Genomic DNA, 13,435 nt, shown 5'->3' with positions numbered 1-13,435 from the left:
TGACTTGGGGCAAGAAATAATCCTTCTCTTTTTATTATTCTGCGTTGTCTAAAAATTCTTTGATTTTGTCGACATATCGATCAAAAAATGATCTTCTTATTTTGGTTTCAGTAGATTCATTTTTAGGCACCTTTTGACTTACGGTTTCTCTAGGCTCTTCAATGGTTTCTACTTTCTCAACGTAGTTTTCTTCAACTTCGTATCGCTGTACTGGAGGAGCAGTTCTGTAAACAACTTTTGGCTGTTCTTTAACCAGTTCCATTCTAACAGCACTTTGCGAACTGTTTTCTATACTGTTCATTACTAATCCTACTGCCGTTGCAAATAACGGGCTAGAGATTTCTTCACTAGAGTTTCCTGCCAAATGCTCGTTCGGATAACCAATTCTAGTATCCATTCCTGTAATGTATTCTACCAGCTGTTTGATATGCTTTAATTGTGCACCTCCACCTGTTAATACAATTCCAGCGATTAATTTTTTACGAGGATCTTCATGTCCATAAGCTTTAATCTCTGCAAAAACCTGTTCTACAATTTCCACAACTCTTGCATGGATGATTTTAGATAAGTTTTTAAGCGAAATCTCTTTTGGTTCTCTTCCTCTTAAACCTGGGATAGAAACGATCTCATTGTCTTTATTTTCTCCTGGCCAAGCAGATCCGAATTTTATTTTTAAAAGCTCAGCTTGTTTTTCAATAATTGAACAGCCTTCTTTGATATCATCTGTAATTACATTTCCTCCAAAAGGAATTACTGCAGTATGACGAATGATGCCATCTTTGAAAATAGCCAAATCTGTTGTTCCGCCCCCGATATCGATAAGCGCAACACCAGCTTCTTTTTCTTCTTGGCTTAAAACAGCATCAGCCGAAGCTAATGGTTCTAATGTCAATCCAGATAATTCAATTCCTGAACTCTGGATACATCTTCCAACGTTTCTGATTGAAGAAGCCTGACCAACTACAACGTGAAAACTAGATTCTAATCTTCCACCGTACATTCCGATTGGTTCTTTTATTTCAGATTGCCCATCGATTTTGAATTCTTGCGGTAAAACGTGAATAATTTCTTCTCCCGGTAACATCGCCAGTTTATTCACCTGATCGATTAGGAGCTGAATATCTTTTTCGCCAATTACTTCTTCTGGATTGTTTCTGCTGATGTAATCGGTATGTTGGATACTCCTGATGTGCTGTCCGGCAATACCCACAACCACATCTTTTATTTTATATCCTGAATTATTTTCTGCTTCGAGAATCGCTTGCTGTATCGATTGTATCGTCTGCGTAATGTTGTTTACTACTCCTCTGGCAACACCCAAGCTTTTGGATTTGCCAATGCCCAAAATCTCCAACTTACCATATTCATTTTTTTTGCCAATCATGGCAACGATTTTGGTTGTTCCAATATCTAGACCTACTGCAATGTTATCTTTTTCCATTTTCTATTATTTAGTGCAAACTACTTGTTCCGTAAACCTAAGGTCAATTTTTTTGTATTTGTATAACGAACTATCTAAAACTGCTTTTTGAAAGAAGGCTTTATAGTTTCTAAATTTCTTATCAACATTCATCGTTCTGCCAAAATCTATGAAGTAATCATAGTTACGATTAAACATTTTTAAGCTTCCATTCGGCATAATCTCTATAGCAATGATGTTTTTTTTCAAAAACGCATCGTCATAAATTGTGCGAAATAAAGCTGCTAAATCTTCGTTATTTTTTTCATTTATTGCCCCTGAAACAAGAGGAACTCGCGCAGTGAAATTGTCCGACAAGGGCATTTTATTACCCTCATAGTCAATATAAAAAGAAGCGCCGCCATCATAAACTCTTGCTATGGGCGTCTTCTGTTTTACTACTGCTTTTAGAACTCCATCAATACTTACAAAAACATTTGACTTCTCAATCATGTCTTGCGTATCGAGGGTTTTCTCTATCTTATTCAAATCTAGTTCATCTTTTCTAATACTGGAAGCGTCTCTTTTATTTTCTATCAACAATTTATTAACCGTTTCTGGCTTCACAAAAAGCGTATTTTCTCCTACAAAAACGACCATCGATTTTTTCAATTTTCTATCGCCATTTCGATGCTGTGCGAAGGAATATAAAAACAAAACCAGTCCGAAAATAAGTACTAATCTTATATTTGTCCAATTAAATATTTTCATTTAAAATCTTTTTAATTGAAGGAACCATTTCTCCCAGATCACCAGCTCCAATTGTTACAATAATAGGTGCATCACTGGCTTTGATTTCACCTAATAAATCTTCTTTTGCAACAATTTTTTTGTTCGAATTTGTCATTTTACCCAAAAGCCACTCAGAAGTCACTCCTTCCATCGGAAGCTCTCTAGCAGGGTAAATATCCATCAGAAACACTTCATCAAACTGCGATAAGCTTTCTGCAAATCCGTCAACAAAATCTCTTGTTCTGCTGAATAAATGCGGTTGGAAAATTGCCAAAACTTTACGCCCTGGATACAATTCCCTAACTGCCTGATGAACAGCATTTATTTCTGTTGGATGATGCGCATAATCATCAATATACACTAAATTTTCGCTCTTAATCTGATACGAAAAACGTCTTCTAATTCCGTTGAATGAAGCAATGGCTTTTGCAATAGAATCGGTCGGGGTGCCGTAAGTTTTAGCCATCGCAATAGCCATCAATCCATTCATTAAATTGTGTTTTCCAGGCAGTCCGAAACGTAAATCCTTCATGATTTCTGATGGCGTTTGCACGTCAAAAACATAAGCCCCATCTTCAATACGAACATTATAAGCCTTATATACAGCATCTTCATTTATAGCACATTGAACACCGTCTAAAGGCAATTCTTTGGTTATAAAGAGATTATTTTTATCTTCAACTTTGGCGGCAAATTCTCTAAACGAAGCCTGAATAGCATCGCTAGTTCCATAGATATCCAAATGATCAGCATCCATAGAAGTAACACAAGCAATATTGGGATGCAAATGCAGGAATGATCTATCAAATTCATCTGCTTCTACAACTGTCACAGTTTTTCCGCTTCCTATTAGATTTGAATTATAGTTTTCTACAATTCCTCCAATAAAAGCTGTTACATCTGCACCGCTTTGAAATAAAATATGCCCAAGAATACTTGATGTTGTTGTTTTTCCGTGTGTTCCAGCAACTGCAAAGCAGAAAGTATCTTTAGTAATGATTCCTAAAACTTCAGCACGTTTTTTAACCTCGTAATTTCTTTCAATAAAATAATTCCACTCAGAATGTGTTTTTGGAACCGCTGGCGTATAAATCACCAATGTGTTCTCTACATAATAATCTTTTGGAATTAAGTTTATATCATCTTCAAAATGAATATCAATACCACTTTCAATCAATTCATTAGTCAGCATAGAAGGTGTTTTATCGTAGCCTGAAACTTTCTTTCCAATAAACTTGAAATAACGAGCCAGGGCACTCATTCCGATACCGCCGATACCAATAAAATAAACGTTTTGTATTTGATTTAAATTCATTTTTATTTGCTTTAAGCATTAAGCTATAGGCTTTAAGCCCTCGCCTATATTTTACTTTTTAATTAACTTCACAATCTCCGCTACAATATCTTGTGTAGCTTTTGGTTTGGCCAGTTTTTTAATATTATCACTTAGCTGTTTTTGTTTTCCGTGATCTTTCAGCAGCGCTTCAAAAACAATGCTAAACTGGCTGTCAAGCTCAGATTCTTTCAACAAAATCGCACCTTTTGCATCTACAATTGCCTGCGCATTTTTAGTTTGGTGATCCTCAGCTACATTAGGTGACGGAATAAAAATCACTGGTTTTCCAACAAGGCATAATTCTGACACCGACGAAGCGCCTGCACGTGAAATTATGACATCTGATGCTGCGTAAACGAAATCCATTCTTTCAATAAAATCAACCACTTTTACATTCGGCTGATTGTATTTTTTATATTCTTCAAAATATAATTTCCCGCATTGCCAGATTACCTGTACATCTTGAGAAAGAAAATTTTGCAATTCTTTTTCGATTAACTGATTAATTCTTCTTGCCCCTAAACTTCCACCTAAGACCAGTAATGTTTTCTTATTCGGATCTAAACCATAAAAAACGATTGCTTCGTCACGTTTGCTTTCGATATCAATTAAATCCTGACGAACTGGATTTCCAGTTAAAACAATTTTCTCTTTTGGGAAAAAACGCTCCAAATTTTGATACGCTACACAAATTGCATTTGCTTTTTTGCTCAACAATTTGTTTGTAATTCCTGGATAAGAATTTTGCTCTTGAACAACCGTTGGTATTCCTGCCGAACCTGCCGCTTGTAATAAAGGTCCGCTGGCGAAACCTCCCGTACCAATTACTACATTTGGCTTGAACTTTTTAATTATTCTTTTTGACTCCAATAAACTGCTTGCCAATTTTAGCGGAAACATTAAGTTTTGTAAAGTCAATTTTCGTTGTAATCCTGCGATCCACAGACCTTTTATTTCGTAACCTGCCTGAGGCACCTTTTGCATTTCCATTTTATCTTTGGCACCTACAAAAAGAAATTCTGCATCAGGAAATTGTAATTTTAATTCATTTGCAATCGCAATTGCAGGATAGATATGCCCTCCTGTTCCTCCTCCGCTAAGTATGAATTTATACTTTGTCATCTTTCTAAAAATTACAACTTTTTAAAAACTTTTTATATTCTAATCTTATTTGTTAAAAACCGCATTCATCGGATTTCTTGAATTATCTTCAATGGAATACAAAGCTTCTTCTTCGTAAATCTCTTCTTTTTCATCAACCGGCAAATCATCTTCTGCCAATTCTTTATCTATTAATCTTTGAAGCGCTTCTTTTCTTCTTGCTTTTTCTTCTTGTTCTTCAGCAATTTCTTCTTCTTTTTTGGTTACGCTGATGATAATTCCAAGAGAGAAACAAGTCATCCAGATAGAACTACCTCCAGAACTTATTAGCGGAAGCGTCTGCCCTGTCACCGGCAATAATTCTACTGCAACCGCCATATTAATCATCGCTTGAAATATCATCGGGAATCCGAGACCGACGACGACTAGTTTTCCAAATAATGTATTGGCTTTATGCGAAGCGATCACAAATCGGAACAACAATAACAAGTAAAGAACCAATATTGCAACTCCGCCAACTAAACCATATTCTTCTACTACAATTGCATAGATAAAATCTGAAGATGATTGTGGCAAGAAATTTTTCTGAACACTTTTTCCTGGCCCTAATCCGCCTAATCTTCCTGATGCAATTGCAATTTTTGCTTTTTCAATCTGATAATCATCTTCATCTGGCTTATCTGTTGTAAAGTTCATAATACGACTTTCCCACGTTGAAACCCTGCTGAAGAATCTTGAATCTGGAAATGCTTTTGCTACCAAAAGGAAAAAAGCCAACATTGCAATTCCCGATCCGATGATAAAAGCAATATATTTTAAAGGATATTTACCAATGAACGTAAGCATCATTACCATTGAAAATATCAACGCTGTGGTTGAAAAATTGGCTGGTAATATTAATGCCAAAGTGATAAATACAGGAATCCAAAGCTGAATAAACGAGGTTTGGAACGGCTCATTTTCTTCTTTGGTTTTCGACAAATAACGTGCAACGTAAATAAACAATACGCTTGCCGCTAAAGTCGAAGTCTGAAACGTAATTCCAATGAACGGCACCTGAATCCAACGGCTTGCATTTGCTCCCGCAATTACAGTCCCTTTCAACAAAGTGTACAGTAATAATAACCAAACCACTGGAAGCGCAATTTTTGAAATTGCTCTGAAATAATGATACGGCACTTTATGAACCCAATAAATAATCAAGAAACCGATACAAACGTGAGCCAGATGTTTTATCAAATACCCCAATGTATTCCCAGTCCCATGACCTATATAGGCTAAATTACTACTCGCACTAAAAACAGGCATAAACGAAAACAACGCCAATAGGGCCACGAATGACCATATTACTCTATCTCCTTTTAGTTTATTTACCAGTTCCTTCATTGTAGATTTCTGATTTTAGATTTTAGATTATTTTCCAAAACCTTCGATTTTATTTGTTGATTCTTTTATTTACTGTTTTTAAACTGCTGACAAAAATGGCTGTTAATTCATTTGCTTCCTTTAGCATTGTCTCCAATTCTTCTTTTGCAATCCACATTTTTTCTTTAATAATCTCCAACCAAAACAAAGTTTCATCTGCTTCTTCTAAGACTATATTCATTTTAGCAATAAATTCTCTATCGCTTCTGGCTCGACAAACTGCTCTATAATTTGCTCCAACAGATGTCCCACTTCTTACTATTTGATTAGTTATTGATCTAATCACATTTGTACTTGGCATTTTTTCAGCCAATTCAATTATCATTAAAGAGAACTTTTTGGTCCTCATTTTCATTTCATCTGTCGTCATAATCAAAAAGAACTTATTTTAATTCAAAGATTAGGAACAATCTAAAATCTGAACTCTAAAATCTAAAATTATAAATTGTGTACCGCTTGTTTGAATTGTTTTCCACGGTCTTCGTAGTTTTCGAATAAATCAAAACTTGCGCAGGCTGGAGACAATAAAACAACATCGCCTTTTTCTGTTAATCTTTGAGCCGTTTTTACGGCATCGTTCATATTATTTACTTCAACCATAATATCAACAACGTTTCCAAAAGCATCGATAATTTTGCGGTTATCGATTCCAAGACAAATAATAGCTTTTACTTTTTCACGCACTAATGACATTAATTCGTTGTAGTCATTTCCTTTATCAACACCTCCAACAATCCATACTGTTGGCGCATTCATACTATCCAAAGCAAAGAAAGTAGCATTTACGTTTGTTGCTTTTGAATCGTTGATATATTGAACGTTCTGTATTTTTAATACTTTTTCTAAACGGTGCTCAACACCTTGGAAATTAGATAGACTTTCACGAATCGTTGCATTTCTAATTTGCATCAATTTAGCTACAGAGCTTGCTGCCATGGCGTTTTTCATATTATGTTTTCCTTCTAACGCAATGTGTTCTGTATCCATTGTAAACTCTTCTTGGTTGATCTTTATTTCCATTTTGTTGTTATTTATAGAAGCCCCTTCATCAAATTTTTTCGTCAATGAAAAAGGAATTAATTTTGCTTTTGTTTTGTTCTTTTTTAACCATTCTGTACTTGCTTCATCATCTGCATCGTAAATGAGATAATCGTTTTCAGTCTGGTTCATCGTTATTCGGAATTTCGAATTGATATAATTTTCATATTTATACTCATATCGATCTAAATGGTCTGGACTAATATTGGTTATTATCGCAATATCGGGTCTGTAATTTATTATTCCGTCTAACTGAAAACTGCTTAATTCAAGAACGTATGCGTCATATTTGTTTTCTGCAACCTGCCACGCGAAACTTTTTCCAATATTTCCGCCCAATCCTACATTCAATCCTGCATATTTAAGCAAGTGATGCGTGAGCATTGTGGTGGTCGTTTTACCATTACTTCCCGTAATCCCGATGGTCATTGCTTCTGTGTAAGGTATTGCAAATTCGATTTCCGAAATCACCTTTACTCCCGCTGCAACCAGCTTTTTTACTATCGGAGATTTATCTGGAATTCCTGGGCTTTTCATCACCACATCTGCATTTAGAATTAAATCTTCTGTATGCTGCTCCTCTTCCCAGGCTATTTTATTAATGATAAGAACTTCTTTATAACTCTCTTTTATTTTTCCAAAATCGGATACAAAAACATCATATCCTTGTTTCTTACCGAGGATCGCGGTTCCTACTCCGCTTTCTCCTCCTCCTAATACAACTAATCTCATATATTTTTTTAATTAAAAATTGAGAATTAAAAATTAAAAATCACTTAATCTAAATTTTTAATTAACTCTATTTTCCTTTTAAGGTTAGTATAATTTTCGCCAATATTTTGCAAATCTCATTAGCTTCTAAGTGAATACTGCTAAATTCGTTTGCAGAAATATAATCTGTTGCTTTTAACAATTTCAACCAATAAATTGTTTCTCTTGCTTCTTTATATGAAATTTCAAGCTTGAATAAAAACTCTTTATCAGAACGTCCTCCGATTGATTCTTCAATATTTGCTCCTATTGAAGTTCCCGATCTCAGAACTTGCTTACTCAAAACAAACTCTTTTTTTATCTCAGTTAGATACTTGTACAGTTTGACAATTCTAACAGCAAAATCAAATGATTTGTCTTGAATAATATTTTCTTTCATTTTAATAAGAACGTATTGTAAACTTTAATTTTTAATTCTGAATTTTTAATTGAGTTTATCTCAGTTTTAAAGTAATGATTGACAATATGGCTAACATTACGGCAACAATCCAGAAACGGGTCACGATTTTACTTTCGTGATATCCCTTTTTCTGATAATGATGATGAAGCGGAGACATCAGGAAAATTCTTCGTCCTTCGCCAAAACGCTTCTTCGTATATTTAAAATAAGTTACCTGAATAATTACTGAAGCACTTTCTGCCAAGAAAATTCCACAGAATAAAACAATCAATATTTCTTTACGAACTGCAATTGCCAAGACTGCGATGATTCCCCCAATAGTTAAACTTCCTGTATCTCCCATAAAAACCGATGCTGGGAATGAGTTGTACCAAAGAAATCCAATCAATGCTCCTACAAAGGCCGATATAAAGACTGTCATTTCTCCCGAATTGGGGATATACATAATATTCAGATAATTTGAGAATATGATATTACCTGAGACGAATGTGAATATCCCGAGCGCGAGGACGGAAATTGCCGAGGTCCCTGCGGCGAGTCCATCGATTCCATCTGTTAAATTTGCTCCGTTTGAAACTGCGGTGATAATAAAAATTACCACTGGAATAAATACTAACCAAGCCCATTTCTCATAGCCATCTCCCATGAAAGACAATACTTCGGCATAATCAAATTCGTTATTTTTTACGAAAGGAATTGTAGTTGCTGTAGACTTTTCTTCAACTCCAGCAGGCACAATAACTGTCGAATTTGCTGCAGTTTTAAATACATCTGTACGGCCTGTATCTGTTCTTACTGTAACGGCAGGATTAAAATAAAGAACTGCACCAACAATAATCCCAAGACCAACTTGACCAATAACTTTAAAAATTCCTTTTAAACCTTGCTTATCTTTTTTGAATATTTTGATATAATCATCAACAAAACCAATTGTTCCCATCCACAATGTTGTTACAATCAGCAAAACAATGTAGATGTTGTGCAGTCTTGCAAATAACAAAACAGGAACTAGTGTCGCGAAAATGATAATCAGTCCACCCATTGTTGGAGTACCTGCTTTCTCATTCTGACCTGCAAGACCTAGCTCTCGAACTGTTTCACCTACTTGCTGGCGACGCAAAAAGTTAATTACTCTTTTACCGTAAATGGTAGACAGAAGCAACGAAAGCATAAATGCCAAAGCTGACCTAAATGTGATATACTGGAAAACTCCTGTTCCAGGAAGATCCAATGTTTTATCAAAATATTCAAATAAATAGTACAGCATATTTTCTTATTTTTTTAAATTCCAATCTCGAATTAAATTCCAATTTTTTAAAACCCAAAATCCAAAGTTTATTGGGATTTGGAATTTCCTTTTTCTTATTTATTTAGTTGTTCTAAAATTTCTTTTACCGTTTCCATATCATCAAAATGATGACGAACACCGCTTATTTCCTGATAAGTTTCGTGTCCTTTTCCTGCGATTAGAATGATATCTTTTGCTTGAGCCAATTGACAAGCTGTTTTAATTGCCTGTTTTCTATCTGTAATTCTCAGCATTTTTTTATAGTTGTGTGCCTCAACTCCCTGTTCCATTTCATCCAGAATAACTTCTGGATCTTCATTTCTTGGATTATCCGAAGTCAAAACCGCTTTATCACTCAAATCTGAAGCAATTTTTGCCATAATCGGACGTTTTGTTTTATCGCGATTTCCTCCGCAGCCTACTACAGTAATCAACTGTTCGTTTTTAGTGCGAATATCATTTATCGTTTTCAAAACATTTTCCAATGCATCTGGCGTATGTGCATAATCTACAACAGCCGTAATCCCACCATCTGAAACAATGTACTGAAAACGACCCGAAACACTCTCTAAATCAGACAGTAATCGTAACGCTTCTAAACTATCAATCCCTAACTCTACAGCTGTTCCGTAAATAGCTAAAACATTATATGCGTTGAAAGTACCAATCAGTTTTACCCAAACTTCATTGTCATTAATTTTTAATAATAATCCAGACAATTGGCTTTCTAAAATCTGAGCTCTATAATCTGCATATGATTTTAAAGCATAAGTCAATTTTTTAGCGACGGTATTCTGAAGCATTACCGAACCATTTTTATCATCAATGTTTGACAATACAAATGCTGATTTTGGAAGTGAGTCAAAAAATGATTTTTTAACATCTCTATATTCAGCAAACGTTGGGTGGTAATCTAAATGATCATGCGAAAGATTCGTGAAAATTCCACCTACAAAATGCAAAGCTTCTGTACGTTTCTGGTGAATTCCGTGCGAACTTACCTCCATAAAACAATGTGTAACTCCAGCTTCAACCATTTCATTTAAATAATGGTTAATAGTCAGAGAATCTGGCGTTGTATGCGTTGCAGGATATTCGGTTTTATCAACTACAATTTTGACAGTAGACAACAAGCCAACTTTAAAACCCGCTTTTTCAAACAATTGAAATAACAATGACGCAATTGTCGTTTTTCCGTTTGTACCTGTTACGCCAACCAATTTTAGTTTTGCAGAAGGATCTCCAAAATAATTAGCCGCCATAAAAGCCAAAGCCGCATTGGTATCTTTTACCTGAATATACGTTACATCATTAGCCGTATTTGCAGGAAGCGTATCGCAAATAATTGCTTTGGCTCCAAGCTCGATTGCTTTCTCTATATAATTATGTCCATCTGAAAGCGAACCTCTGATTGCCACAAAAACATCATTTGTTTCAACTTTACGTGAATCAAATTCAATTTTCTGAATAGCCACATCTGTTGACCCTTTTACAGATTCAATAGCTACTTTATATAATATGTCTTTTAATACTTTCACGATAATTCTAATACAATTGTTGTGTTTTTGCTTATACTAGTTCCAGCTTGAATCGATTGATTTTTTACTTTCCCTATTCCATTTACTTTTACTTTCAAACCTAAATTTTCCAGCAAAGCAATCGCGTCCATTCCTGGCATTCCTTTTAAATTCGGAATCTGATTCAATTTTTTATTAGCCTCAGCCGTATATTTATCATAACTAGCATCCTGTTTTGGAATTCTAGTATCTAATTTTTTAATCTTATTTGTCGAAGGCGCATCTGTAAAAATCTTTTGAGCGATTCTTTTAAAAACTGGTCCTGCAACGTCAGCTCCATAATAATTATTCTTAGCCGTATTCGGCTTATGAACTACCACAATACAAGAATATTTCGGGTGATCAGCCGGAAAATATCCCACAAAGGAAGAAGCATAATACAAGGCTGATTTTCCTTCTTTCCCTCCATAATTCATTTGAGCTGTTCCTGTCTTTCCTGCCATCGAAAAATCCTTCGAATACAATTTAGAACCTGTCCCTTTCTTTACCACATTAAGCAATACCGCCTTCACTTTCTTTAATGTTTCTGGCGAACAAACTTTCGGATTTATAACTTCAACATCAAATTTCTTGATGGTCTTGTTCCATTCCTTAATTTCAGATACAAACTGCGGTTTTACCATCACACCATCATTTGCAATTGAATTATACAATGCCAAAGTTTGCATTGGTGTAACCGAAACGTTATAACCAAATGCCATCCACGGAAGCGTAGTTCCTGACCAATGTTTGTCTCCTGGCTGAGGAATATATGGCCTTCCTTCTCCTTTAAAATGCAATCCCAATGTCTTGTTTAATCCATAACTGTTGATATGATTAACAAACTTTGAAGGGTTATTTTTGTAATTATCATAAACCGCTTGAACCATTACAGTGTTTGAAGAAAGTTCAAATCCACGCGCTAATGAAACTTTTCCATAACCTCCATTATGCGAGTCACGAACCGATCTTCCATAATATTTGACTACACCGTTATGGCTGTCATAAACCGTACTTGTATCTGCCACTTTATCTTCTAAAATCGCCATTAAGTCAACTAGCTTGAAAGTTGATCCAGGTTCATGAGATTCTGCAATAGCATAATTTGTCGTTTCATAATACGATCCGTCTTCTGCTCTTCCTAAATTTGAAATTGCTTTTACATGACCTGTTTGTGTCTCCATTACTACCACACAACCATGATCTGCTTCGTAATCTTCTAATTGTTTCAACAAAGCATGATGTGCAATATCCTGAATGAAAACATCTATAGTTGATATCACATCGTAACCATCAATTGGATCTACTTCATTAACATCACGAATTGGTTTCCACTGCCCTTTTGCAATCTTCTGCTTTAGAATTTTGCCGTCTTTTCCGTTAAGATAACTTTTGAAAGCCCACTCAATTCCTTTTCCTACTTCTACTCCAGTCGCAGGATCAATTCGATCATAACCAATCGTTCTTTCAGCAATTTTCCCTATCGGATGCTTTCTAACTGTTTCTTGCTCAACAATAATCCCTCCTTTAAAAGCTCCTAGATTGAATAATGGAAAACTTTTTATTTTTACATATTCGGTATAGCTCAGCTTACGAGCTATCAAATAATAACGGTTTTTATTTTCGCGCGCTTTTCGCAGTTCTTTCTGAAAATAGCTACTTGGCTTATCTAAAACTGTTGCCAAAGAATCTGACAATGGTTTTACATACTTTTCGAAAGTTTCTGTTTTTGGCGCTTTGGCATCAAAACGAATTTCATAATTCGGGATCGATGTTGCCAGCAAACTTCCGTCAGCAGAGTAAATATTTCCTTTATTGGCAGGAATCACAAAGTTTCTCACCGTACGTTGTTTAGCCAGTTTTCTGTAATAATCTCCTTCAACCCATTGAATATTGGTTAATTTAACAACAATAGCAATTGCCATCAAAAAGATGAAAACTGCTACGAGGTAAATTCTGTAGGATATATGTTTATCGTCTACTGCCATATTCTTTTAAAGAAACTTTTTTCTTCTTCTTTTGTAACTTCTATTTTTACTGGAGGAACCGTCGACGGAAAAATTTGTTTTTCTAACATTTTATCCGAGATGGTTGACTCCATTTTTAACTTCATCAATTCTGAACGTCGATCTACAAATTCAGATCTCAATTCTTTTACTTCATTATTTAATTTTGCGATTTCAAAAACCTTTTGTTCGTAACGCTGTGTATTGGCAATCATCAAAATGGCCAGCAAAATTATAAAGACAATAAATCGCCAATTTTTTACTGCATCTTCATGGATCAGGAATCTTGCTTTTAATATGCTAAATACGCCACTTTTCATTAT

At 35.1% G+C, this 13,435-nt stretch carries 12 protein-coding genes; all 12 read right to left on the bottom strand.

The features are described from left to right. Positions 1 to 34: 34 nt before the first annotated feature. Complete coding sequence (ftsA, locus tag BLP44_RS20800) at positions 35 to 1,441, bottom strand: cell division protein FtsA (protein ID WP_008467141.1); 1,407 nt, start codon at positions 1,439 to 1,441, stop codon at positions 35 to 37. A gap of 6 nt (positions 1,442 to 1,447) precedes the next feature. Beyond that, complete coding sequence (locus BLP44_RS20795; RefSeq protein WP_008467144.1) at positions 1,448 to 2,170, bottom strand: cell division protein FtsQ/DivIB; 723 nt, start codon at positions 2,168 to 2,170, stop codon at positions 1,448 to 1,450. Continuing rightward, a complete protein-coding gene (gene murC / locus BLP44_RS20790) occupies positions 2,157 to 3,506 on the bottom strand; it encodes a UDP-N-acetylmuramate--L-alanine ligase (RefSeq protein ID WP_066032693.1) in 1,350 nt (449 codons plus the stop codon). The genes BLP44_RS20795 and murC overlap by 14 nt, the downstream gene beginning before the upstream one ends. Before the next feature lie 51 nt (positions 3,507 to 3,557). Next, positions 3,558 to 4,649, bottom strand: a complete 1,092-nt coding sequence (gene murG / locus BLP44_RS20785; RefSeq protein WP_091135816.1) for an undecaprenyldiphospho-muramoylpentapeptide beta-N-acetylglucosaminyltransferase — start codon at positions 4,647 to 4,649, stop codon at positions 3,558 to 3,560. A gap of 45 nt (positions 4,650 to 4,694) precedes the next feature. Beyond that, positions 4,695 to 6,014 (bottom strand): FtsW/RodA/SpoVE family cell cycle protein, encoded by a 1,320-nt coding sequence (locus BLP44_RS20780; protein WP_091135812.1) that lies wholly within the window; start codon positions 6,012 to 6,014, stop codon positions 4,695 to 4,697. A 49-nt stretch (positions 6,015 to 6,063) separates the two neighbouring features. Continuing rightward, positions 6,064 to 6,402, bottom strand: a complete 339-nt coding sequence (locus tag BLP44_RS20775; RefSeq protein WP_083847513.1) for a four helix bundle protein — start codon at positions 6,400 to 6,402, stop codon at positions 6,064 to 6,066. An 89-nt stretch (positions 6,403 to 6,491) separates the two neighbouring features. Continuing rightward, positions 6,492 to 7,823, bottom strand: a complete 1,332-nt coding sequence (murD, locus tag BLP44_RS20770; protein ID WP_008467152.1) for a UDP-N-acetylmuramoyl-L-alanine--D-glutamate ligase — start codon at positions 7,821 to 7,823, stop codon at positions 6,492 to 6,494. Between the two features lie 67 nt (positions 7,824 to 7,890). Next, positions 7,891 to 8,241: a four helix bundle protein gene (locus BLP44_RS20765; RefSeq protein WP_091135802.1), complete on the bottom strand. Its 351-nt coding sequence runs from the start codon at positions 8,239 to 8,241 to the stop codon at positions 7,891 to 7,893. A 55-nt stretch (positions 8,242 to 8,296) separates the two neighbouring features. After that, positions 8,297 to 9,529 carry a phospho-N-acetylmuramoyl-pentapeptide-transferase gene (mraY, locus tag BLP44_RS20760; protein ID WP_008467153.1) on the bottom strand — a complete coding sequence of 411 codons (1,233 nt, stop codon included), beginning with the start codon at positions 9,527 to 9,529 and terminating at the stop codon, positions 8,297 to 8,299. A gap of 95 nt (positions 9,530 to 9,624) precedes the next feature. Continuing rightward, positions 9,625 to 11,088, bottom strand: a complete 1,464-nt coding sequence (locus BLP44_RS20755; protein WP_091135798.1) for a UDP-N-acetylmuramoyl-L-alanyl-D-glutamate--2,6-diaminopimelate ligase — start codon at positions 11,086 to 11,088, stop codon at positions 9,625 to 9,627. Then, positions 11,085 to 13,094, bottom strand: a complete 2,010-nt coding sequence (locus BLP44_RS20750) for a penicillin-binding protein (RefSeq protein WP_091135795.1) — start codon at positions 13,092 to 13,094, stop codon at positions 11,085 to 11,087. Before BLP44_RS20750 ends, BLP44_RS20755 begins: the two co-directional genes overlap by 4 nt. Continuing rightward, positions 13,085 to 13,432 (bottom strand): FtsL-like putative cell division protein, encoded by a 348-nt coding sequence (locus tag BLP44_RS20745; RefSeq protein WP_066032697.1) that lies wholly within the window; start codon positions 13,430 to 13,432, stop codon positions 13,085 to 13,087. The genes BLP44_RS20750 and BLP44_RS20745 overlap by 10 nt, the downstream gene beginning before the upstream one ends. Positions 13,433 to 13,435: the final 3 nt, after the last annotated feature.

Origin of the sequence: Flavobacterium anhuiense, from assembly GCF_900101855.1 — a bacterium.
GTDB lineage: Bacteria > Bacteroidota > Bacteroidia > Flavobacteriales > Flavobacteriaceae > Flavobacterium > Flavobacterium anhuiense.
This window is presented reverse-complemented; position numbering and strand designations above follow the sequence as displayed.

Excerpts from the sequence above, each read along its gene's own strand:
- murC (WP_066032693.1), bottom strand. The coding sequence starts at position 3,506 with ATGAATTTAAATCAAATACAAAACGTTTATTTTATTGGTATCGGCGGT.
- BLP44_RS20775 (WP_083847513.1), bottom strand. The coding sequence starts at position 6,402 with ATGAGGACCAAAAAGTTCTCTTTAATGATAATTGAATTGGCTGAAAAA.
- murG (WP_091135816.1), bottom strand. The coding sequence starts at position 4,649 with ATGACAAAGTATAAATTCATACTTAGCGGAGGAGGAACAGGAGGGCAT.
- BLP44_RS20780 (WP_091135812.1), bottom strand. The coding sequence starts at position 6,014 with ATGAAGGAACTGGTAAATAAACTAAAAGGAGATAGAGTAATATGGTCA.
- BLP44_RS20795 (WP_008467144.1), bottom strand. The coding sequence starts at position 2,170 with ATGAAAATATTTAATTGGACAAATATAAGATTAGTACTTATTTTCGGA.
- murD (WP_008467152.1), bottom strand. The coding sequence starts at position 7,823 with ATGAGATTAGTTGTATTAGGAGGAGGAGAAAGCGGAGTAGGAACCGCG.
- mraY (WP_008467153.1), bottom strand. The coding sequence starts at position 9,529 with ATGCTGTACTATTTATTTGAATATTTTGATAAAACATTGGATCTTCCT.
- BLP44_RS20750 (WP_091135795.1), bottom strand. The coding sequence starts at position 13,094 with ATGGCAGTAGACGATAAACATATATCCTACAGAATTTACCTCGTAGCA.
- BLP44_RS20745 (WP_066032697.1), bottom strand. The coding sequence starts at position 13,432 with ATGAAAAGTGGCGTATTTAGCATATTAAAAGCAAGATTCCTGATCCAT.
- BLP44_RS20765 (WP_091135802.1), bottom strand. The coding sequence starts at position 8,241 with ATGAAAGAAAATATTATTCAAGACAAATCATTTGATTTTGCTGTTAGA.
- ftsA (WP_008467141.1), bottom strand. The coding sequence starts at position 1,441 with ATGGAAAAAGATAACATTGCAGTAGGTCTAGATATTGGAACAACCAAA.